22 protein-coding genes are annotated in these 20,101 nt (G+C 24.4%); 16 read left to right on the top strand and 6 right to left on the bottom strand.

Going from position 1 to position 20,101, the window contains the following annotated elements:
- Nucleotides 1-2 precede the first annotated feature (2 nt).
- The 15 genes from CRU91_RS04335 to CRU91_RS04265 all read left to right on the top strand — a co-directional run bounded on the left by CRU91_RS04335 (nucleotide 3) and on the right by CRU91_RS04265 (nucleotide 12,887).
- The gene (locus CRU91_RS04335; protein ID WP_113893810.1) at nucleotides 3-1,154 is read left to right on the top strand and encodes an McrC family protein; all 1,152 of its coding nucleotides are present in this window, start codon (nucleotides 3-5) and stop codon (nucleotides 1,152-1,154) included.
- A complete protein-coding gene (locus CRU91_RS12510; RefSeq protein WP_306458723.1) occupies nucleotides 1,147-2,847 on the top strand; it encodes an McrB family protein in 1,701 nt (566 codons plus the stop codon). The genes CRU91_RS04335 and CRU91_RS12510 overlap by 8 nt, the downstream gene beginning before the upstream one ends.
- A 2-nt stretch (nucleotides 2,848-2,849) precedes the next feature.
- A complete protein-coding gene (locus tag CRU91_RS04325; protein ID WP_113893808.1) occupies nucleotides 2,850-3,680 on the top strand; it encodes a BRO-N domain-containing protein in 831 nt (276 codons plus the stop codon).
- 9 nt (nucleotides 3,681-3,689) lie between these two features.
- Nucleotides 3,690-4,568, top strand: coding sequence for an NAD(P)-dependent oxidoreductase (locus CRU91_RS04320; protein WP_235826947.1), 879 nt, complete (start codon nucleotides 3,690-3,692; stop codon nucleotides 4,566-4,568).
- Nucleotides 4,569-4,577: 9 nt separating this feature from the next.
- Nucleotides 4,578-4,934 carry a nucleotide pyrophosphohydrolase gene (locus tag CRU91_RS04315; protein WP_113893806.1) on the top strand — a complete coding sequence of 119 codons (357 nt, stop codon included), beginning with the start codon at nucleotides 4,578-4,580 and terminating at the stop codon, nucleotides 4,932-4,934.
- The gene (gene hypE, locus CRU91_RS04310) at nucleotides 4,935-5,933 is read left to right on the top strand and encodes a hydrogenase expression/formation protein HypE (protein WP_113893804.1); all 999 of its coding nucleotides are present in this window, start codon (nucleotides 4,935-4,937) and stop codon (nucleotides 5,931-5,933) included. It begins immediately after the preceding gene.
- A complete protein-coding gene (gene hypA, locus CRU91_RS04305) occupies nucleotides 5,933-6,274 on the top strand; it encodes a hydrogenase/urease nickel incorporation protein HypA (protein ID WP_113893802.1) in 342 nt (113 codons plus the stop codon). The genes hypE and hypA overlap by 1 nt, the downstream gene beginning before the upstream one ends.
- 88 nt (nucleotides 6,275-6,362) lie before the next feature.
- The gene (locus CRU91_RS04300) at nucleotides 6,363-7,085 is read left to right on the top strand and encodes a DUF4198 domain-containing protein (RefSeq protein ID WP_113893800.1); all 723 of its coding nucleotides are present in this window, start codon (nucleotides 6,363-6,365) and stop codon (nucleotides 7,083-7,085) included.
- Between the two features lie 7 nt (nucleotides 7,086-7,092).
- On the top strand, nucleotides 7,093-7,698 hold the full coding sequence (locus CRU91_RS04295) for a CbiM family transporter (protein ID WP_113893798.1): 606 nt from the start codon (nucleotides 7,093-7,095) through the stop codon (nucleotides 7,696-7,698).
- Nucleotides 7,692-8,174, top strand: coding sequence for a hypothetical protein (locus tag CRU91_RS04290; RefSeq protein ID WP_113893796.1), 483 nt, complete (start codon nucleotides 7,692-7,694; stop codon nucleotides 8,172-8,174). Before CRU91_RS04295 ends, CRU91_RS04290 begins: the two co-directional genes overlap by 7 nt.
- The gene (locus tag CRU91_RS04285; RefSeq protein ID WP_113893794.1) at nucleotides 8,171-8,815 is read left to right on the top strand and encodes an energy-coupling factor transporter transmembrane component T; all 645 of its coding nucleotides are present in this window, start codon (nucleotides 8,171-8,173) and stop codon (nucleotides 8,813-8,815) included. Before CRU91_RS04290 ends, CRU91_RS04285 begins: the two co-directional genes overlap by 4 nt.
- Nucleotides 8,812-9,462: an energy-coupling factor ABC transporter ATP-binding protein gene (locus CRU91_RS04280; protein WP_113893792.1), complete on the top strand. Its 651-nt coding sequence runs from the start codon at nucleotides 8,812-8,814 to the stop codon at nucleotides 9,460-9,462. The genes CRU91_RS04285 and CRU91_RS04280 overlap by 4 nt, the downstream gene beginning before the upstream one ends.
- 174 nt (nucleotides 9,463-9,636) lie before the next feature.
- Complete coding sequence (locus tag CRU91_RS04275; RefSeq protein ID WP_113893790.1) at nucleotides 9,637-10,725, top strand: tyrosine-type recombinase/integrase; 1,089 nt, start codon at nucleotides 9,637-9,639, stop codon at nucleotides 10,723-10,725.
- Between the two features lie 275 nt (nucleotides 10,726-11,000).
- Nucleotides 11,001-11,849 carry a PD-(D/E)XK nuclease domain-containing protein gene (locus CRU91_RS04270; RefSeq protein WP_113893788.1) on the top strand — a complete coding sequence of 283 codons (849 nt, stop codon included), beginning with the start codon at nucleotides 11,001-11,003 and terminating at the stop codon, nucleotides 11,847-11,849.
- Nucleotides 11,850-11,939: 90 nt separating this feature from the next.
- A complete protein-coding gene (locus CRU91_RS04265) occupies nucleotides 11,940-12,887 on the top strand; it encodes a hypothetical protein (protein WP_113893786.1) in 948 nt (315 codons plus the stop codon).
- 234 nt (nucleotides 12,888-13,121) lie between these two features.
- Here CRU91_RS04265 and CRU91_RS04260 read toward each other — a convergent pair whose 3' ends face one another.
- Together CRU91_RS04260 and CRU91_RS04255 are read right to left on the bottom strand one after the other, a co-directional pair.
- Nucleotides 13,122-13,406: a type II toxin-antitoxin system RelE family toxin gene (locus CRU91_RS04260; protein WP_113893784.1), complete on the bottom strand. Its 285-nt coding sequence runs from the start codon at nucleotides 13,404-13,406 to the stop codon at nucleotides 13,122-13,124.
- Entirely contained in the window at nucleotides 13,396-13,647 is a 252-nt protein-coding gene (locus CRU91_RS04255) for a type II toxin-antitoxin system Phd/YefM family antitoxin (protein WP_046994518.1), read from the bottom strand. The genes CRU91_RS04260 and CRU91_RS04255 overlap by 11 nt, the downstream gene beginning before the upstream one ends.
- 211 nt (nucleotides 13,648-13,858) lie before the next feature.
- On the opposite strand from CRU91_RS04255, the gene CRU91_RS04250 reads away from it, so the two are divergent.
- Entirely contained in the window at nucleotides 13,859-15,331 is a 1,473-nt protein-coding gene (locus CRU91_RS04250) for a phosphoadenosine phosphosulfate reductase domain-containing protein (RefSeq protein ID WP_113893781.1), read from the top strand.
- On the opposite strand, the gene CRU91_RS04245 is transcribed toward CRU91_RS04250, so the two are convergent.
- From CRU91_RS04245 to CRU91_RS12155, 4 genes are all read right to left on the bottom strand, one after another.
- Nucleotides 15,299-16,159, bottom strand: coding sequence for a hypothetical protein (locus CRU91_RS04245; RefSeq protein ID WP_113893779.1), 861 nt, complete (start codon nucleotides 16,157-16,159; stop codon nucleotides 15,299-15,301). The two genes, CRU91_RS04250 and CRU91_RS04245, sit on opposite strands and share 33 nt — an antisense overlap.
- A 5-nt stretch (nucleotides 16,160-16,164) precedes the next feature.
- Complete coding sequence (locus tag CRU91_RS04240; protein ID WP_113893777.1) at nucleotides 16,165-17,310, bottom strand: DUF3696 domain-containing protein; 1,146 nt, start codon at nucleotides 17,308-17,310, stop codon at nucleotides 16,165-16,167.
- Nucleotides 17,311-19,041, bottom strand: coding sequence for a DUF262 domain-containing protein (locus tag CRU91_RS04235; protein ID WP_113893728.1), 1,731 nt, complete (start codon nucleotides 19,039-19,041; stop codon nucleotides 17,311-17,313).
- A 274-nt stretch (nucleotides 19,042-19,315) separates the two neighbouring features.
- Nucleotides 19,316-20,101: hypothetical protein (locus tag CRU91_RS12155; protein ID WP_222718394.1), on the bottom strand; the 786-nt coding region annotated here is incomplete at its 5' end.

Genomic DNA, 20,101 nt, shown 5'->3' with positions numbered 1-20,101 from the left:
AAATGCAAAATACAATATATGAATATGAAGAAATAAAAGAAGAAAACTATAAAGAATTAAGAACACATATTATAGATAATTCTTCACTTCATCAATATTTTAAACTTGATTGGAAAATTCTAAAAGCTAGACAGTATTGTGGGATTTTAAATTTTGACAGTCAAGATTTTTATATCTTGCCAAAAATTGCAAATCATAATGCTGAACAAAATCTAAATATTTTTATCTATATGTTAATGTATGCTTATGATGTAAAATTATCAAATGAACAAATAGCAAGTTGTGCCAATCAAGAACACTCTATTTTAGAAGTTTTTGTACAGATGTTTGCTTCAAATCTTTTAAATGAACTAAAAAAAGGTTTATATAAAGAGTATATTTTAGAGCAAGATAATCTTCCAGTCTTAAAAGGTAAATATCTAATAAATGAAAATCTAAAATATAACTTTACAAAAGATAAGATTTATTGTGAGTATGATGAATTTACTCCAAATAACAGCCTAAATCAGTTCTTTTTATATAGCGTAAAATATCTTCAAAAATTTGTAAAAGATAAAAAACTTTCAAAACAGTGTGAGCTAATTTTCGATGAAGTTGAGTATAGACAATTTGATATGAATAAACTTGAAAATATCCATTTTAATAGACAAAATCAAAGATTTAAAAAAAGTTTTGAAATAGCTATTTTGCTTTTGAAACAACTTATTCCAAATTTTAAAAAAGATAAAAAATCTTTTGCTTTTTTGTTTGATATGAATATATTGTTTGAACAGTTTATAGCTAGAATTTTTAAAGAGTTAGATAATTCAGTTAAAATACAAAATAAAAATAATTTTGGTGATTTAACTTTAAAGCCAGATATAATACTAAAAAATAAAATAATAGATACAAAATATAAAAAACTAAATAGCTTAAATGATATAAAACAAAGTGATAAACTTCAAGTTTTTAGTTATGGTATAAATTATAATATCGGAAATGTAATGCTCTTATATCCAAAACATTTGGAAAATTTTAGTTTTGATTTGGTTTTTGGTAAAGATTATAAAGAAGTAAATTTAAAGATAAAAACTATTGATTTAGATTTTGGTGGGAATAATTATAAAGATTATATTAGTGAAATTATAAAAAGGGTGGAAAAATTAAATGAATGAACAAGAATTAATTAATAAACATCAAGAGATATTTAATTTTTTATTAAAATATAAAAAAGAGCATACTACTTTTGTTTTTCTACCAAGGAAAAAGCATAATGATATAGAAAATAATCATTTGAATTGTAGACTTTGTAAAGGGTATACTTTTCAAGGTAATGAAAATTATATTTTTGTACCATTATATAAAAAAGTAGATACTAACAACCATACGCAAACAATAGGATTTGTATATACTGAGAATAAACAATATATTGAGATAGTTTTTAATAATATTCAGGGTAATGAAAAAACTTTTTATGATGAAATTAACGAATATTTGGAAAAATCAGATAAAGTTATTGTTGAGAGAATTCATCAATGTAAATTTCAATATACTTTGAATGAATCTTTAGAAAAGAATTTATTATATTTTATTTCTGATGTTAAAGTTAGAATAGATTCTTTAATAATAAAATATGGTTTAGAAAAAGAATACTTTATTTCAGAAAAAGAATTTCAAGATTTACTTAATAAAATAGAAATGAAGCCAAGAATAATAAAAGATAAAGAAGAAAATATGAAAATAGAATTAAAAACAAAAAATATTATGCTTTATGGCGCTCCAGGAGTTGGTAAAACTCATAATTATAAAAGATTAATTACTATGATAGAAAATGGTAGTGATGAAAAAACTATATTTGATACTATTTCAAAAAATGAAAATACAGATAATTTTGATAGTTCAGTTTTTAAAAATATAGAAAAAGAGAATAGACTTGAGTTTGTAACTTTTCATCAAAGCTACTCTTATGAAGATTTTATTGAGGGATTTAGACCTCAAGATAATGGAAATATAAAGTTAGAAGATGGAATATTTAAAATACTATGTGATGATGCTAAAATAAATTTATTTAAATCAGTTGATAATAAGGAAATATTATTTAATGATGCTTTAAATTTAATATTAAAAGAGAAAATTGAAAATCAGGAAAATGTAAAAATTGATTTAAAAAGAAATAATAGCTTCTATAATATTTATGATTATAATGATAAAACTATTTATTTTGAGAAACAAAATGGTGATAAATCTCATACTTTATCTTTAAAAACTTTAGAAAAAATGTATTATGAAGGTACAAATAATATTATAAATGGTGGTTTAGCACCATATTATAATCCATTATTAGAAGAATTGTTAAAATTAAAAAATAAATCTAAAGTAGAAAAGAGTGAGTTAAAAAACTTCTATATAGTAATAGATGAAATAAATAGAGGAAATATCTCTAAAATTTTTGGAGAACTAATAACTCTTATAGAAGAAGATAAAAGAGATGATTATGAAGTAACTCTTCCTTATTCAAAAGAGAAATTTAAAATTCCTTCAAACCTTTATATTATAGCTACTATGAATAGTACAGATAAATCTATTGCAACTATTGATATAGCTTTAAGAAGAAGATTTACATTTTTAAAAATGGAACCAAATATAGATTTAGTTCCAGATATTGCAAAAGAATTATTTTCAAAATTAAATGAGTTTATAACAAATAATTTAGGAGAAGATTATCAATTAGGACATAGTTATTTTATGCAAGGTTTAGATTTAGAATTTGTAAAAGAGTACAAAATAAAACCTTTACTTGAAGAGTATTTTTATGGTGATGATAAAAAGTATAAAGAAGCTTTATATATTTTAAATATAAAAGAGTAATTATGAAATCACAAGAAGCAATCAAAATCTTTGAAGATAAAAAGGTACGAACTCTTTGGGATGAAAATGAAGAGAAATGGTATATTTCAATCGTTGATGTTATTGAAATACTTGTTGATAGTAAAGATTTTCAAACAGCTAGAAAGTATTGGAATAAATTAAAACAACGGCTAAAAGAAGAAGGAAATGAAACGGTGACAAATTGTCACCAGTTGAAATTAAAAGCAAGTGATGGGAAATTAAGATTTACAGATGTAGCAGATACTGAACAGCTATTTAGGCTTATTCAGTCTATTCCTTCACCAAAAGCAGAGCCTTTTAAGCTTTGGTTAGCAAAAGTAGGAAAAGAACGATTAGATGAGATGAGTGACCCAGAACTTAGTATTGATAGAGCTTTAAAACAATATTTAGAACTTGGATATAGTCAAAATTGGATAAATCAAAGATTAAAAAGTATAGAAATACGAAAAGAATTAACAGATGAATGGAAAAGAGTTGGAGTAAAAGAGGGGCAAGAGTTTGCAACTTTGACAGATATTATTACAAAAACTTGGGCAGATAAAACTACAAAAGAGTATAAAATCTTAAAAGGACTCAAAAAAGAGAATCTTAGAGATAATATGACAAATACAGAGCTTATTTTAAATATGTTAGCAGAAGCTTCAACAAAAGATATAAGTGAAGCAGTCAATCCAAAAGATTTTAATGAAAGTTATGATGTTGCAATTCAAGGTGGAAATGTTGCAAAAGTAGCAAAAGAAGAGCTTGAAGCAAAAACTGGCAAAAAAGTAGTAACAAATAAAAATGCAAAAAATTTATTAGAAAATAAATAGGAGAGATTTATGATGAAGCAAAGCGAAATCCTGCTTGCAGGTAAAAAAATAGCATTTATTGGTGTTGGAGTTATAGGGAAATTTATGGTTTCAAATTTGCTAAAAAAAGGTTTTGAGGTAAGTATTTATGCACGAAACAGACAAAAAGTAGAAGAAACTATAAAAGAGGGTGCTATTTTTTGTGAAAGTATAAAAGAGTGTGTAAGAAATAAAGATGCAGTTATTACAATAGTTGGTTATCCAAAAGATGTGGAAGAGGTATATTTCTCGTCAGATGGTATTATAAATAGTGCTTCAGAAGGTACATATTTGATAGATATGACAACTACAACTCCAAGTCTATCTATAAAAATTCACGAAATTGCAAAACAAAAAGGTTTAAAAGCTTTAGATGCTCCAGTTTCAGGTGGAGATATTGGTGCAAAAAATGCAACTTTATCTATAATGGTTGGTGGAGAACAAAAAGATTTTGAATCATGCAAAGAGATTTTTGAAAGTTTAGGAACAACTATTGTTTATGCTGGAAGTTCAGGAAGTGGACAACATACTAAGATGTCAAATCAAATAGCAATAGCAGGAGTTATGGCAGGAGTTAGTGAAGCCATAGCTTATGGTAAAAAAGTAGGGCTAGATTTACCTACAATGCTTAAAAGTATAAGTAATGGTGCAGCTCAGAGTTTTCATCTTACAAATAATGCTCCTAAGATGTTAAATAAAGAGTTTGAACCAGGATTTTATATAAAACATATGGTAAAAGATTTAAAAATTGCTGCAAGTGAAGTTCCAAATTTGAAAGTATTAAATGATGTTTTAGAGATGTATGAAGCTTTGGAAAAGAATGGTGATGGAGATTTAGGAACACAAGCTCTTTGTAAATATTATGAATAAAGGATTTTTATGGATATAGAAAAAATAAAAGCAAGAATTCAAAAATTTAGTGATGATAGAAATTGGGAAAGTTTTCATAATCCAAAAAATCTAGTTATGGCTCTAAATGGTGAAGTGGGAGAGCTAAATGAGATTTTTCAATGGCTAAATTTTGAAGAATCACAAAATTTACCAGAAGATGTCTTAGCTCATACAAAAGAAGAAGTTGCAGATATTGCTATTTATCTTATACGAATTTGTATGAAATTAAATATAGATTTAGAAGATGCTATATTAAATAAAATGACAAAAAATGAAGCTAAATATCCAGCTGAAACTTCGCAAGGTGGAAGTAAAAAATATAGTAAAAGTAGAGAAGATAAATAGATGACGAAAACAGTTACTTTAGCACATGGAAATGGTGGACTTGAAAACAATGAACTTATATCTAAAGTGTTTTATAAAGCCTTTAAAAATGATATTTTGCAAAATTGTGAAGATGCTGCGATTATAGAAAATGGAAAACTTGCTTTTAGTACAGATTCTTTTACAGTAAGTCCACTTTTTTTTAGTGGAGCAAATATAGGAAAACTTGCCATTTGTGGAACTTGCAATGATTTAGCAATGATGGGCGCAAAGCCAAAATATCTTACTTGTTCAGTTATCATTGAAGAAGGTTTTGAAGTGGAGCAACTTGAAATCATAGTAAACTCTATGAAAGAAGAGTTAGCCAAAAATGAAGCAATTATTGTAAGTGGTGATACAAAAGTAGTGCCAAGGGGCGCAGTTGATAAAATATTTATAAATACAACTGGAATAGGAGAAGTTCTTTATAGTGGAATTAGCTCAAACAATATAACACAAGATGATTTAATACTTGTAAGCCGTGATATTGGCTCTCATGGTGCTACTATATTTACAGCACGTGAGGGAATAGAACTAAACTCAAATTTAAAAAGTGATTGTAACTCTTTATATCCACAAGTAAAAGCACTTATTGATGGTGGTGTTAAAATAACTGCTTTAAGAGATGCAACAAGAGGTGGAGTAAGTGCTGTTTTAAATGAGTGGGCAAAACAGTCAAATATTTGCATAGAAGTAGATGAAGAGATTATTCCAATAAGTGATGAGGTGAAAGGAGTTTGTGAAATGTTAGGTTTTGAAGCAACAAATTTAGCAAATGAAGGAACTTTTGTTTTAGCAATTCCTAAAGATGATGCTTTAAAAGCAATAGAAATTTTACATAAGTTTGAAGAGGCAAAAAATGCCTGTATTATTGGAAAAGTAACACAACAATATCCACAAAGAGTTATATTAAATAGTTCTTGGGGAACAAAAAGATTTTTAGATACTCCAACTGGTGAACTACTTCCAAGGATTTGCTAATGCACGAGTATTCAATCGTTCAATCACTATTAGAAAGCTGTGAAGAACATGCAAGACAAAATGAAGCAAAAAAAGTTACAAAAGTAGTTGTAAAAATTGGAGTTTTAAGTGGAGTTGAGCCAGATCTTCTTCAAACTGCTTTTGATACTTTTAAAGAACAAACCATTTGTCATGATGCACAATTTTTGATAAATGTCCAGAAAATTGAGATTTTATGTCATGATTGCCAAACAAAATCAACTTTAGAAAAGCATGAATTTTCTTGTCCAAAGTGTCAAAGTACAAATTTAAAAGTAACTGATGGAGAAGATATGTATCTTATGAGTTTAGAACTAGATTAATATTGTTCTAAAAATACATAAGAAATACTAAAATTTACTTTACATAAATAATTGGAAGATATAATTTTTAAAAAATAAAAGGATACATATGAAGAAAAGCTTATTAGCTCTATGTTTTGCAATGTATGCAAATGCCCATTTTTTAGCATTAATTCCAGCTACAGATAATATTGTTGATAAAAAAGATGCAAATTTAAAAATTGAAACTATGTTTATTCATCCTTTTGAACAAAGTGGAATGAATATGGAAAAGCCAAAAGGTTTTTATGTAAATGATACAAAAAATTCTTTGAATATTACTGAAATAAAAAAATTTTCAGAGAAAGCTTGGACTACAAATTTTGATATAAAAAAGCCAGGAGTTTATCAGTTTTTTGTACAACCAGAACCATATTTTGAACAAGCTGAAGAAGTATTTATAAGTCATGTTCCAAAAGTAATTGTAAGTGCCTTTGGAGTTGAAGATGGTTGGTATGAACCAATTGGTTTAGAGTATGAAATTGTTCCTCTTACAAAACCTTTTGCTTTATATTCTGGAAATATTTTTCAAGGAAAAGTTCTAAAAGATGGAAAAGCTATGCCAAATGTACAAGTAGAAGTTGAGTTATACAATGAATTTGGATTAAAAGCTCCAACTGAAAATCATATTACTCAAAGTGTAAAGACTGATGATAATGGTGTTTTTTCTTTTGTTATGAATCACAAAGGTTGGTGGGGATTTGCAGCACTAATTGAAGAAGGTGAAAAAGAGTATAAAGGTAAAAAATATCCAATTGAAAATGGTGCTTTACTTTGGATAAAAGCATATTAGGATAAAAATGCACATAAGTGATGGTGTTTTAAGTCTGGAAGTAACAATAGTTTCTACTATTGTTTCTTTTGGCTTTTTAATTTATTCTTTTAAAAATCTTACAAATGAAAAAATATCTTTAAGTGCAGCTTTCAGTGCGTTATTTTTTGTTGCCTCTTTTATCCATATCCCTTTTGGATTTACTCAAATACATTTAATGCTTATAGGATTTATTGGAATCTTCTTAGGTAACTTATCAATATTTTCAATATCATTGGCTTTAATTTTACAAGCACTTCTTTTAGGATACGGAGGGATTAGTTCACTTGGGGCAAATATTTTGATTATGGGTGTATCTTCCTATGGTGTATATTTACTTTTTAAATTAGAGATTTTAAAAAGAGTAAATGAAAAAATAAAATTTTTTTTAGTTGGATTTTTAGGAGTTTTTATAGCTTCATTGAGTCTTTTCTTACTTCTTATATTTTCAAAACAAGAATATGAAAAAGTAGCATATTCTATACTTCTTATAAATATTCCAACAATGATATTAGAAGGTGTAATTACACTATTTTTACTTATATATATTAAAAAAATTATGCCAAATTTATTAAAAGGTACAAATATATGTTAAGATTTCTTATACTTTTATTTCCTATTATTTTATTTGCACACAAAATAAATCTTTTTTTAGATTTACAAGATAATAATCTTTATATAAATTCATATTTTGCAAATGCAAAGCCTTGTATAAATTGTCAATTTAAAATAGAAGATAATCAAAATAATATTATTTTTGATGGAACTTTAGATAGACAAGGAGAGTACAATTTTAAAACATATTTAAAAGAGTTAAAAGTTACAATTGATGCTGGATCAGGTCATATTGTATCAAAAGAGATAAAAAATGATAATACTTTAAACAATAGTTTATTATCAGATAATGATGTAAATTTAGAGATAAATATATTAAAAGAAGAAAATATTGCTTTAAAACATAAAATTATAGTTTTAGAAGAACAATTAAACTATTTTGAAATCTTTAAAGTTATTTTTGGTTTAGTACTTATATTTTTAATTTTTTTATTTGTAAAAAGAATAAAATATTGAATCTTAATCCTGCAATATCTTTGATTTTAGCTTTTTTATATAGTTTACTTTTAAGTTTCTCAAATGTTGAAATATATTTTTTAATTCCAATTGTTTTTTTGTTTATTATAAATTTTAATAATCTTTTTAAAATATTAAAGAAACTATTCTTTTTAAATATTTTCATATTTGTTTTATCATTATTTTTATATATAGAATCAAATTTTTATGAAGCTATAAATCTATTTATTAGAGTAAATTTGATAATTTTATTTAATCTTTTACTATTTTCTAATTCAAATGGATTTGATATTGTAAGAGGATGTTATATTTTAAAATTCCCAAATAAATTTGTATCAACTTTATATTTTACTGTAAAGATGATTTTTGAATTAAGTTTAGATATACAGAATATAAAAAATTCTTTAATAACAAGAAATTTTAAAGCGAAAACCAATATGTTTACTTATAAAACTTTTGGAAATATTTTTGGACTTTTATTTGTAAAAAGTATTTCTAGAGCTATGAATTTGAAATCAACTTTTGAATTACGACATTTTCAAGGAGATATTTTTCTAAGTGATGATTTTATAGTTTGTAAATATGATATTATTTTAATCTTTTTTATTTCTATAACTTTAATTCTAAAGGCATTTATATGAGTTGTACATTAAATTTAAAAAATATTTTATATAAAAAAGATGATAAAGTTTTATTTGAAGATATAACATTTGATTTAGGTCATAAAGAAAAAATAGCAATAGTTGGTGCAAATGGTTGTGGTAAATCTACTCTTTTAAAATTGATTGTTGGATTAGAAAGACCAAATAAAGGAGAAATATATCTTTTCCATAATTTAGTAAAGGATAAAAATGACTATGAAAAATATAGAAATGATATAGGCTATTTACCTCAAGATGTAAGTAGTTTTTTCTTATCTATTACAGTTATTGAAGATATTATGTTTTCACTTAGAGTAAAAGGTTTAAATAAAGACGAAGCTTATACAAAAAGTATTGAAATATTAAAAAAATTAGATATTTTACATTTAGAAAACAGAGTAATATTTGAATTAAGTGGAGGAGAACAAAAACTTGTAGCATTATCTTCTATTTTGGTAAATGATCCTACAATTCTTCTTTTAGATGAACCAACCAATGCCTTAGATGAAGAGAGTGAAAAAAAGATTTTAAATATATTAAACTCTTTGAATAAATCTATGATTATCGTATCTCATCATAAAACTTTTATTGTAAATCTAACAAATACTATTTATAAACTAGATAATAAATTATTAATAAAAATTTAATGGTACCGCTGGTCGGACTCGAACTCACATAAATATATCTTACAATAAATCTTAAAAAATACAATGCTCACAAATAGCCATAAATTGGTTATTTGTCAAGTCTTGACAAAATCCAAATAAACTTATAAAATCCAATAATCACATTATATGGGTATAAATAAGGTATAAAATGAAATGATAAAAACTAACCTAACTGGAGTATATTTTAGAGAAACACAAACCAATGGAAAAGCTGATAAGACTTATTATATCACATATAAAGAATTGAATACAAATAAAAAAATTTGGTTAAAAATTGGTAAATTTAGCGAGGGTATAAGAGAAGCTTATTGTAATCAAAAAAGAAATGAAATACTTACAAAGCAAAGAAATGGAGAAGAACCACCAGCTATTGCTATGAAAAAGAAAAGAAATATTTTAACTATTGAAATAATAGCAAATGAATATTTTAATTCAAATAATGTAGTTAGGTCTATAAAATCACATTATCAAACTCATATATTACCATTCTTTAAGTCTTACGATATAGAAAACTTATCAAAAAATGATATTTTAAAATTTACAAATGTTTTAAAGTCCACAAATGGGATTAGAACTAAGAAACCACTAGCTCCAAAAACTATAAATAATATTCTAAATATTTTAAAAGCGATTACTAAGTATGCTTTGAAAAACGATTTAATTAAAAATGATTTTACTAAATATATAAATCTTTCTGATGTTGATAATGCTAGAGAAAGATTTTTAACTAAAGAGGAGATACAAACTTTATATTATGAAATAAAAGAAGATGAAACAGTTTATTTATTTTTTAAATTGGCTTTAAATACTGGTGGAAGATTAGCAACACTTTTAAATATTCATAAAAAAGATATTGATTTTACTCACAATCTTTTAACTTTAAAAGATTTTAAAAATAATTCAACTTATAAAGCTTTTCTAACAGATGAATTAAAGTATTTATTAGAGCTTAGAACTCAAAATCTATCTTTAAATGACAAAATCTTTACATCTAATCCTGAAAAGAGATTAAGAGCTATTTTAGACAATCTTTTTAATGATGGAATAGATACACATGATAGAAAAAATAAAGTTGTAATCCATACATTAAGACATACTTTCGCAAGTCATTTAGCTATCAATGGAACACCCATCTTTACAATTCAAAAGCTTATGAATCATAAAGATATAAAAATGACTTTGAGATATGCTAAATTAAGTCCTGATAGTGGACGAGAAGCGGTTATTAATTTAGGATTATAGAATAAAAAAGAGACTGTTCAGAGTCTTTGTGTCAAAGATTGATAATCCTAGAGTTTTGGCATACTTAATCTTACTAATCCTAATTTGTGTCAAAAGTACAGTTTGTTGAACTTGTTTTTATAGTTTATTTTTAGAACAATTTTTACATTTATCTTATTTAAAGTGCTTTCACTATTTCAATATATAATATTTTTGTGTATGTTATTTGTTGATTTTAGACTATGTTGTATATAATGTATGTTTAATTAATAGTATGTATCTATAGGAGAAAAACTTTGAAAGACAAGCTAATTAACTTAGAACACAACATGTTGAAATTGTTTTCTGAACTTGAACAATTACAGCACACAATTTTCAATCACGAACAATTTGGACAAAAACACGATTTGAATAAATCAACGCCACCTGATTGGTGGATCGAAGAAGATAAACAATTGAATCTTTCTCATGAAAGCATGATTAAATCACTACATAATCATATCATCTGCTATTTTGACATGATGAAATTAAATAGTTATTTAGACGTTTTTATAAAAAAGTTTGGTGAGTTCCCCAATACAACTGACGCATATAACGGGATTGATTTTGAACCTTTTAATGGACAAATATATAGTCAATATTTGCATGAGCTATGGTCTTTCTTGAGTCCTTTTGATTTTTTCAAAAAAGACTTAAGCGTTAAACAAACAGGAATTAAATATTTAGAAACTATTTTAAAAAACACTGCAACAGTGATTTATAAAATGGGAAAAAAACCAACATCAGAACCCCAAGTATACAATGAAGTAAAAATACTCCTTGAGTCAATATTTCCTACATCAAAAAATGCATCTTCTAACTTTCTCAAAACAGCAAAAGAGTTTAAACCTGATATTTTAATTCCAGAATTAAGCGCTGCTATTGAATATAAATATGCAAAAGATGAAACTAAACTAAAAACAACAATAGAACAAATTGCAGCAGATGTAAAAGGTTATAATGGTGATCAAGATTACAATGTTTACTATGCTGTCTTTTATGTTACAAATGACTTTTGGGGAGAATCTAAATTTGAACAAGTTTGGGCTGATAATAAGTTTCCAAAGAATTGGAGAGCTTTCTATGTGGTTGGGCATGATACATAACAAATCAGTAGAACTAATAAAATTACCGTGCAGGGTAATTTATTAGTTCATTTTAAACATTAGCAGTTAAACTTACCATAGGAATTTGTGATGATTTTATCTTTAATAGAAAGACATGATATAGAAAATACGTATGAGAAAGTTTGTGACGTAGAATTGTCATTGGTATATCAAATTAAAAAAATTCAAGATTTATGTAAAAAAGTTGAGTCTGAATTAGATAAGCCGAGAGAAACTTGGTATATCGGTTTAACTGATTTTGAACACAATGTCGATTTTTTAATAAATAGTTTTTCAGTCCTTATAGAATATTATCATTCATGGGTTATACAACAGCGTATAGGTTTATCTAAACCTGATATAAAGATTGATTACAAACCGATAAAGAAAGGTGATTATGATTTAGTTGATAAAGTATTGAAAAAATATGGAGTAGGTAAAACTGATAGACCTGAACTATATGATTTTGATTTATATGAAAAATGTAAGTTTAGGTACTTATCAGATATGAGTTTTTTCTTTATTGGAAAAAATCATGAAATCTTTGTATTAAATAACTATATAAAGCATAACCATATGTTGAAAGATTATGCACCACGGGTAATATTAGAAAATGAAAACTTTTCATTTGCATACCTATACATTCATGATTATTGTGCTAACTTACTAAATAATTCTCTATTACGGCATCTATTAAACCATACTCTAGATGAAATTAAAGATAGTTTTCATGACGAATACTATAAGAATTATGTAATTGAAAGCAACAATGAATCATACCGACTGCTTAATTTGGATATCATCGTTATTAATGGATTGGAGTATATTAAAAGTAGTGACTTTGTTGGCTTAAGCATTGAATCACTATTAGAATCTATCAAGTTAGCTTCTATCGATATATTGGATGTAATGATTGATGAATTGGATTGTATGGGTATTACTGGTGGCACAAATATGGATAATTTCTTAACCTTAAAAAATGATTTTAAAACTAGAAAAAACAAGACAATATATAACATATCGGAAAGTAAACAGTAGAAAAAAACTGTAAATAAACATTCCAATAGACAACACATCTTTAGCTTAATTGAATGCGGTATTACATAACCTCTATTTTTGTACTAGCTTTAATTTGTTCAAGTACATCTGTTAAATTAAGTGTTTGATTCATTGTTCAATCCTTTAGAATAAATTCTATCAGATTGACACAAAATTTCTAGCACACCCAAGCTAAAAGCTGTACTTTTTTAATTTTTCTACTTATTTAAATATTTAAAATCTATCTTTTAGATTCTTATAAATTTTATCTTTTTCCCTTTTTCCAACACTCAATACTAAAACAACTATTTCTTCATCTTTAACTTGATAAGCAAGTCTATATCCAGCAGTTTTTAGTTTTATTTTATAGAGATTTTCATATCCACTTAGTTTATCTTTTTCTACTTTGGGATTTTCTAGTCTTTCTTCTAATTTCTTTTTAAATTGTTCTTTTATCGTTGAGCCTAATTTACTCCACTCTTTTAAAGCTTGAGGTTTAAATTCAAGATTATAAGTCATCTAAACTTACTTTAATTGGTTTTTCTCCATCATTTAAAGCTTTCCCAACTTCTAATGACAAATGATAATCATCTATAATATCCATCATTTTTTCATAAAGTTTACTTGGAACTAAATAAGCACTAGGGATATTATGATTTAATATTGCTATAACTTCATTATCTGCTTCATTTAGTAATTGTGTAGGAGATTTTTTAAGTTCTGTTATACTTGCACTATAATTTGCTAAAATTGGTTGCATTTTATATCCTTAATTAAATATGAAATATTATACTAAATATAGTATCTTTTTGTCAATTAAGATTTAAAAGGTATATGAAATTATTCTTTGATTGTTAAATGAAAGTATTTTTAGTATTTTAATAAGTTATATTTATTATAAATATAAGTATTAATAATTTATAATATTAAAAAATATACTATTTTTAATTAAGACTTCGATACAATCGCTTATGAATTTTAATGAATATAAACTTTTTTCTATAGAAGAAAAAGAACAACAAGCTTTACAAATGTTAGAGTATTACTATACAACAGATAGTCGTCCATTTTGTGTTGCATATAGTGGAGGAAAAGATAGTAGTGTATTGGTTTATTTAACTGTTAAAATGCTTGAAAATTTAGTTAAAAAGAATAAAAAATTAAATAAAGAAATATTAATAATAAACTCAAATACTTTAGCTGAACTTCCTCCTGTATTAAAACATCTTGAAGATTCATTAAAAAAAATACAAGATTATGCAAATCTTCATAAATTACCTATAAAAGTAAAAGAAGTAAAACCTGAAATAAAAAATACACTTAATGTTCAACTTCTTGGGGTTGGTATGCCTCCTCCTTCTAATCAACTAAGATGGTGTACTGATAAGTTAAAAGTATTTCCAATAGATAAAGAAATTAAAGAAAATTTTCCTGATGGTAGATTTATATCTGTTATTGGAACTAGAAGAGATGAGAGCTTTTCAAGAGAAGCAAGAATAGTAAAGAAAACAGTTAAAGATACAGATCTAAAATTAAACGATAGATATAAAAATGCAAGTAATTTAATGCCTATTGAGTTTTGGAGTACGAAAGATGTATGGGAGTATCTATTTAAACAATCAAATGAGCTTATGAATATAGATTTCTTGTGGAAAATATATAGTGATGCAAGTGGAAAAGATACAAAAGAATGTACTTTTGTTGGTGCTGGTGGTAAACATATTGAAGAAGGTAAGATCGGCTGTGGTGTTTCTCGTTTTGGTTGCTGGCAATGTTATATGGTAAGAGATCAAGATAAGAGTTTAGATGGTCTTATGCAAAGTGGTTATAAAAATATAGATTTATATAAAGAATATAGAGATTGGTTTTGGAATCTTACTCAACAAGGTTGGGAAAAAACAAGAGATGTGTATAGTCATAGGCATCAAGGAAGAGATCTTTATAATAAAGGTGATGAATTAAATTCTAAATATGGAATGACTATGCCAAAAGGTCTTATATTAAAGATAAGGAAAAAATCATTTCTAAGACTTTTAGACTTGCAATCTAAATTAAAAGAAACAATTATCACAAAAGAAGAAATTATTTTGATTCAAAATAGATGGATTGAAGAAGGAGACCTAAATCTTACAGCATTTAAAATTGCTAAAAAATATAACCATACATTTACTCTTTCACAAGATCAAAGAAAAAATATAAAAGAAGCCAAACTATTTTATAAAGAAAAATTAAATAAAAAAGAAATCAAAAAAGAGTTTGACATAGCTACTTTAAAAAGATTTGCTATTCAATATATCCTAAATCCTGATAAAGTAGAAAATAAGTTTTTCCCTTCAAAAAAAGAGGAAAGACATATAAGAAAAGAATGGAAAAAAGAAAAAAAACTAAACATAGACATTAAATTTATTAACTTATTCTATATGTTTACCAATATGTCCAATTAAAATATTTCCATTATCTATCTCTGGATCTCCCATCTGGAAATATAATCTGTAGTATTCTTTATCTCCTTTTGACACTTCTCCCCTATTATATTTAACATGTGGATCACAGCATATCGTTTTTTTCTTTTTAACTTTTTCTTTATCAATATACTCAAATTCAAAATTTAATAAGTCCTTACTTTTACCTTGTAAACTTGCATGAAAACTAGTTTCTTCAGTTAATGTTTCTAAAGTGGCTCTGATATCTTTTTTATCTTCAAAAATACCTTTAATTCTATTACTCAAATAGTCTAATGTTTTAATAATTTTTATGGAAAAATTAGGTAAATCAGTTTCTATTGCTGACAATGTATTTTGTACATTTTCACTTAATGTTAATTTAGGAAAATGAATCTTTATACCATAAAAAAAATTCTCTCCATTATTTAATGTATTGAAGAAATTATGGTAAAAATCTCTTAAATCTTTTTCATCATAAATATTTGTTCCACGATTATAAAAAAATATATTTTTATCTACTGTTCCTCTTTCATAAAAAGTTGTATATTTATCTATAATTGCTCTCAATAATTTTTTATAATCACTACTTATATCTAATGTACCATAAATAAAATCACTAACTGGTTTATTTTCATAAAATAATTGATCATAGATATCTAAATTTTTATATATAGTATCTTTAGGTCTATCCAGTTCAATTTTTCGTTTATTTATTTTTTCTATATTTTGAAATAACAAATCTAATTCATCTATTCTTTTATAAATATAATCTAAATCCTCACTACTGTTTATAAAGGAAGAACTTTCTAAATTAAAATTTACATTCATATTCTCTACTTTCTATTTTTTCTTCTATGTTCAAATATTTCTCTAATATCTGCTTCTTGTTGATCAAAAAAACCAATAGGCCAATCAGTTAAATCACTAAATTGATCAATCTTAATATTTTGAATATTGGGTTCAAAAGATTTTTTATTTGAGGAAAAGAAATTAATACTAATATTATTATTATTTATATCATCTTCTAAAGTAGCTAATCGTATACCGTTTATAATGTGTTCACTATGTGTTTCTATAATAATTTGAATATGATTCGATATTTTTGCTAAAAAATATCCAAGTTTTGACTGAGCAGATGGATGAAGATGTGCCTCTGGATTTTCAATAATTATAATTTCATTTTCTTCTTGTTTATATTGATAATTTTCTATAATTTTTGTTTTATCAATTTGTCTTACTAAACAACTTATAATTATAGGTAGAATATAACTCACACCATAAGGCATATTAACAGGGCTTTCATATTCTGTACTTAATGGATGATTTTTTATTTCAAACATTGCAATATTTGCTTTTTTGTTAAACTCTGTGTCAATATTAACAAAATCAAATATATTTGATAATACTTCATTTACATTATCTCTTAGATTCTTTCCATTTGGAAGTATTTCCATTTTATGTTTTTCAAATATTAATGCAGAGTATTCTCCAATTTTTCCAACCCTCAATTCAGTAAAATTTTTATCAGTATGATGAAAAGTTTTTGGTCCAAGTCTATCAGCTCCAATAAATTCAAAATAATTAACAAAATTTAAAGCATTACTTTCTTTTAGATTTCTTATTACTTCTTCTTTATTTAATAATTCAAAAATATTTGAATCTATTTCTTCATCATACTTGTATTTAAAATTAATACTCTTATCATTATCATCGGTAAATTCAAATTCAATTGTTTCATTATTTGCATCATAATTTAAAAGACTTTTTGAATTTCCTAATTCTGTATAATAATCATTCAAATATAATTTATTTGATAAATTTAAACTTGTAGAACTTTTAAAACTTTGTGCAAATAAAAGAAATGTTTGAATTACAGTAGATTTTCCTGCACCATTTCCACCAGCAAGTACAGTTAAATTGGATAAAGATATTTCTTTATCAATAAAACATTTAAAATTTTTAATTTTTAATTTTCTCATTTAATATCCTATTACTTCTCTAAATAATTCTTGAAATTTACTAAATCTATAATTAACTTGGGGTGGATTGTTAGTAGCAACTGATGTTTTTAATATAAATTCTTCATTTTCATATAATTCATATATTTTTTTTCTAAGTTCTAGTTTATTATTTTCAATATCATTAATTGTATACTTATCTAAAGAATAACCTATTGACTCAAATAAAGTTTTACTAATTGGATTTGAAGTATCTTTTCCTTTAGATGGTTTTGCAAAGTAATTTTTATCAAAAAGTATTTTTGATTTTTTCATACAATCTATAAAAGTATTTTTTAATGATCTTATTTCAATTTCACTCATTGAATTAATTTTTTCCATTGTATTTTCTAAAAATTCATTCATATCATTTTTATTATAATTTTCATAAGGAAAAATTTTAAATGATAAATACCTCAATATGATAGCTTGATCATCCATTCTTTTAAAATTTCTTTTGTTACTAGTAATATCTTTAAATTCTTTTGTTTTTATCAATTCATTTAATAATTGTGTAGATTTACCAATATACATAGCATTTCTCAATTCTTGTACTTCAAGTTTTTTACCTAAAGTATTTATTCTTTGGAAAATATTGAATGCAATTTTTGGTGGAGTATTAGGTCTAATTAAATTACATAATAAGGAGAAATCTTCTATTCTTCTTTGATATTTTCTTTCTAAAGTAGAAAATTTTTTTCCTTTTAATCCATCTAAATATTCCATATTCGTTAATTTAAATTTATCATCCATAAAATCAAAAATTGTTGTTAATCTTTGTAAACCATCAATAACAATCCATTTATCCTCATCTCTTGAATCTATATAAAAAAGAGGCAAAGGTATTTTTATTATAATTGATTCTATTAGTCTACTTTTTTCTTTTCCATTCCAGACAAAATTTCTTTGATAATCTGGAGATAATTCTAATTCTTTTGGTTCTCTTTTATATTTTTTATATAAAGATTGAACTTCAAAGGGTTGGTTTATAATATCTATTTTACTTACATCATAAGGTTCTGAATTTTTTGTTTTTATATTTTCTTCATCAGAAGATTCATTTTCTCCTTTATATTCAGTTAAGTCATATATCCAATCTGGTAGTTCATTTTTTAAATATTTATATAGAATATTAATTTTACTTTCAAGAGACATTTCTTCAAATTTCTCTAAATCATATAAATAATCAAAATAAAAATCATTTACTTTATTAATAAAAAGTTCATAAAAATTAATAATATCTTGATCATTTAAATTAAATTCATCTTTTTTAGTTAATATTTCATCTAAATATTTTTTAACAGCAGGATAAACAATACGTATTTCAGATTCTTCTAATAAGTTTTCTGCAAGATCATAAAATGAATCGTCATAAATTTTTTTCGTTACAGATTTTTCAAAATCTTCCAAAATTGTTTCAATTATTTTATGTAGATTTATTAATAAATTATTTATATTTTTATAGTTGCTCTCCAATTTACTTCTATATAAATCGTGAATTTTATGAAAATAATCACGAAGATAATCTAATATCTTCTTTAAAACTTCATCATAGTTTATTTCTGAATCTTCATTGTTTAATTTTTCAAGAATTAACAAAATATTAAAAATTTCTTTTTTAGAACTATCTAATAAATTAGGTAAATCTTCTCTAATTGATTTATAAAATTCTATATTTAACTTCAAGCTACGTCTTAATTCATTTGAAATCATTATCAATCTTTCCTTTTATTCATTCATTCTTTCTTAAGTATACAATAAATATCTTAAATCATAAATTGAATATTATTTTACTCAAAATAGTTATTTTTAAAATTTAACTAATTTATATTAAATTCTTAAGTGAATAAATAAATATTAATATATGGCAGAGATAGGGGCTAACACCCCAAAAATGTACAACATTTTTTTACTCTGTTCTAACGAAGTTCTTTAACTAAAACTTTTTTTCAAAAAGATTTTAGGATTTTTTCTTGTGAAAAAATATTTAATTATTGAAAGATTTGATTTTATCAACTGTACGAGTATGACTGCTTGACTTTTCTACCTTTTGTAATTTTTTTTCAAATTCTGGATAATATATTTTGTCAGTTATTTGAAATAATAATTTAAATATTACACATAAAAATAACATAAAACAAATTCCAATAATTGTAGCCCATATAGGATAATTATGATGAAAAATATATATTATTGAGTCTTTATAATTTATATAAAAATTGAAAATTATTGTAACACCTAAAATGATACTATATATAAGTGAATTATAGTAATTTTTATAATCTTTTTTATAAGCTTTTATATATTTATAGTCTAATATATTTTTTTTATGTAGAGCATATTTAAGTATAATATCTTCATCATAATATGAACCTTTTTCAGGAAAACTTAAATCTTCTTTAAAATATATTAATATAGATTTAATTACTATTTTCATAAGCTGCATATAAAATGCAAAAATTATGAATGATAATAAAAAATATTTAATATTACTTTCTACAAAATATGATTCAAGTTTAATTAAACTAATATTTAAAAAATGAACAAAAATTATTTCACAAAGTAATAAATAGTTGCATAAAAGTAAAATAAATTTTAAGTCTAAAGATTTTTTTAAAATACTGTTGAAATTGTCTAAATTTATCATTTGTTTTCTTTGTTTTCTTTGTTTTCTTTGTTTTCTTTGTTTTCTTTGTTTTCTTTGTTTTCTTTGTTTTCTTTGTTTTCTTTGTTTTCTTTGTTTTCTTTGTTTTCTTTGTTTTCTTTGTTTTCT

The organism is Aliarcobacter vitoriensis (assembly GCF_003316695.1).
Lineage (GTDB): Bacteria > Campylobacterota > Campylobacteria > Campylobacterales > Arcobacteraceae > Aliarcobacter > Aliarcobacter vitoriensis.
The sequence above is the reverse complement of the archived record's forward strand: the minus strand, read 5'-3'. Positions and strand labels throughout refer to the sequence as shown.

Excerpts from the sequence above, each read along its gene's own strand:
- CRU91_RS04335 (WP_113893810.1), top strand. The coding sequence starts at position 3 with ATGCAAAATACAATATATGAATATGAAGAAATAAAAGAAGAAAACTAT.
- CRU91_RS12510 (WP_306458723.1), top strand. The coding sequence starts at position 1,147 with ATGAATGAACAAGAATTAATTAATAAACATCAAGAGATATTTAATTTT.
- CRU91_RS04325 (WP_113893808.1), top strand. The coding sequence starts at position 2,850 with ATGAAATCACAAGAAGCAATCAAAATCTTTGAAGATAAAAAGGTACGA.
- CRU91_RS04320 (WP_235826947.1), top strand. The coding sequence starts at position 3,690 with ATGATGAAGCAAAGCGAAATCCTGCTTGCAGGTAAAAAAATAGCATTT.
- CRU91_RS04315 (WP_113893806.1), top strand. The coding sequence starts at position 4,578 with ATGGATATAGAAAAAATAAAAGCAAGAATTCAAAAATTTAGTGATGAT.
- hypE (WP_113893804.1), top strand. The coding sequence starts at position 4,935 with ATGACGAAAACAGTTACTTTAGCACATGGAAATGGTGGACTTGAAAAC.
- hypA (WP_113893802.1), top strand. The coding sequence starts at position 5,933 with ATGCACGAGTATTCAATCGTTCAATCACTATTAGAAAGCTGTGAAGAA.
- CRU91_RS04300 (WP_113893800.1), top strand. The coding sequence starts at position 6,363 with ATGAAGAAAAGCTTATTAGCTCTATGTTTTGCAATGTATGCAAATGCC.
- CRU91_RS04295 (WP_113893798.1), top strand. The coding sequence starts at position 7,093 with ATGCACATAAGTGATGGTGTTTTAAGTCTGGAAGTAACAATAGTTTCT.
- CRU91_RS04290 (WP_113893796.1), top strand. The coding sequence starts at position 7,692 with ATGTTAAGATTTCTTATACTTTTATTTCCTATTATTTTATTTGCACAC.
- CRU91_RS04280 (WP_113893792.1), top strand. The coding sequence starts at position 8,812 with ATGAGTTGTACATTAAATTTAAAAAATATTTTATATAAAAAAGATGAT.
- CRU91_RS04275 (WP_113893790.1), top strand. The coding sequence starts at position 9,637 with ATGATAAAAACTAACCTAACTGGAGTATATTTTAGAGAAACACAAACC.
- CRU91_RS04265 (WP_113893786.1), top strand. The coding sequence starts at position 11,940 with ATGATTTTATCTTTAATAGAAAGACATGATATAGAAAATACGTATGAG.
- CRU91_RS04260 (WP_113893784.1), bottom strand. The coding sequence starts at position 13,406 with ATGACTTATAATCTTGAATTTAAACCTCAAGCTTTAAAAGAGTGGAGT.
- CRU91_RS04255 (WP_046994518.1), bottom strand. The coding sequence starts at position 13,647 with ATGCAACCAATTTTAGCAAATTATAGTGCAAGTATAACAGAACTTAAA.
- CRU91_RS04250 (WP_113893781.1), top strand. The coding sequence starts at position 13,859 with ATGAATTTTAATGAATATAAACTTTTTTCTATAGAAGAAAAAGAACAA.
- CRU91_RS04245 (WP_113893779.1), bottom strand. The coding sequence starts at position 16,159 with ATGAATGTAAATTTTAATTTAGAAAGTTCTTCCTTTATAAACAGTAGT.
- CRU91_RS04240 (WP_113893777.1), bottom strand. The coding sequence starts at position 17,310 with ATGAGAAAATTAAAAATTAAAAATTTTAAATGTTTTATTGATAAAGAA.
- CRU91_RS04235 (WP_113893728.1), bottom strand. The coding sequence starts at position 19,041 with ATGATTTCAAATGAATTAAGACGTAGCTTGAAGTTAAATATAGAATTT.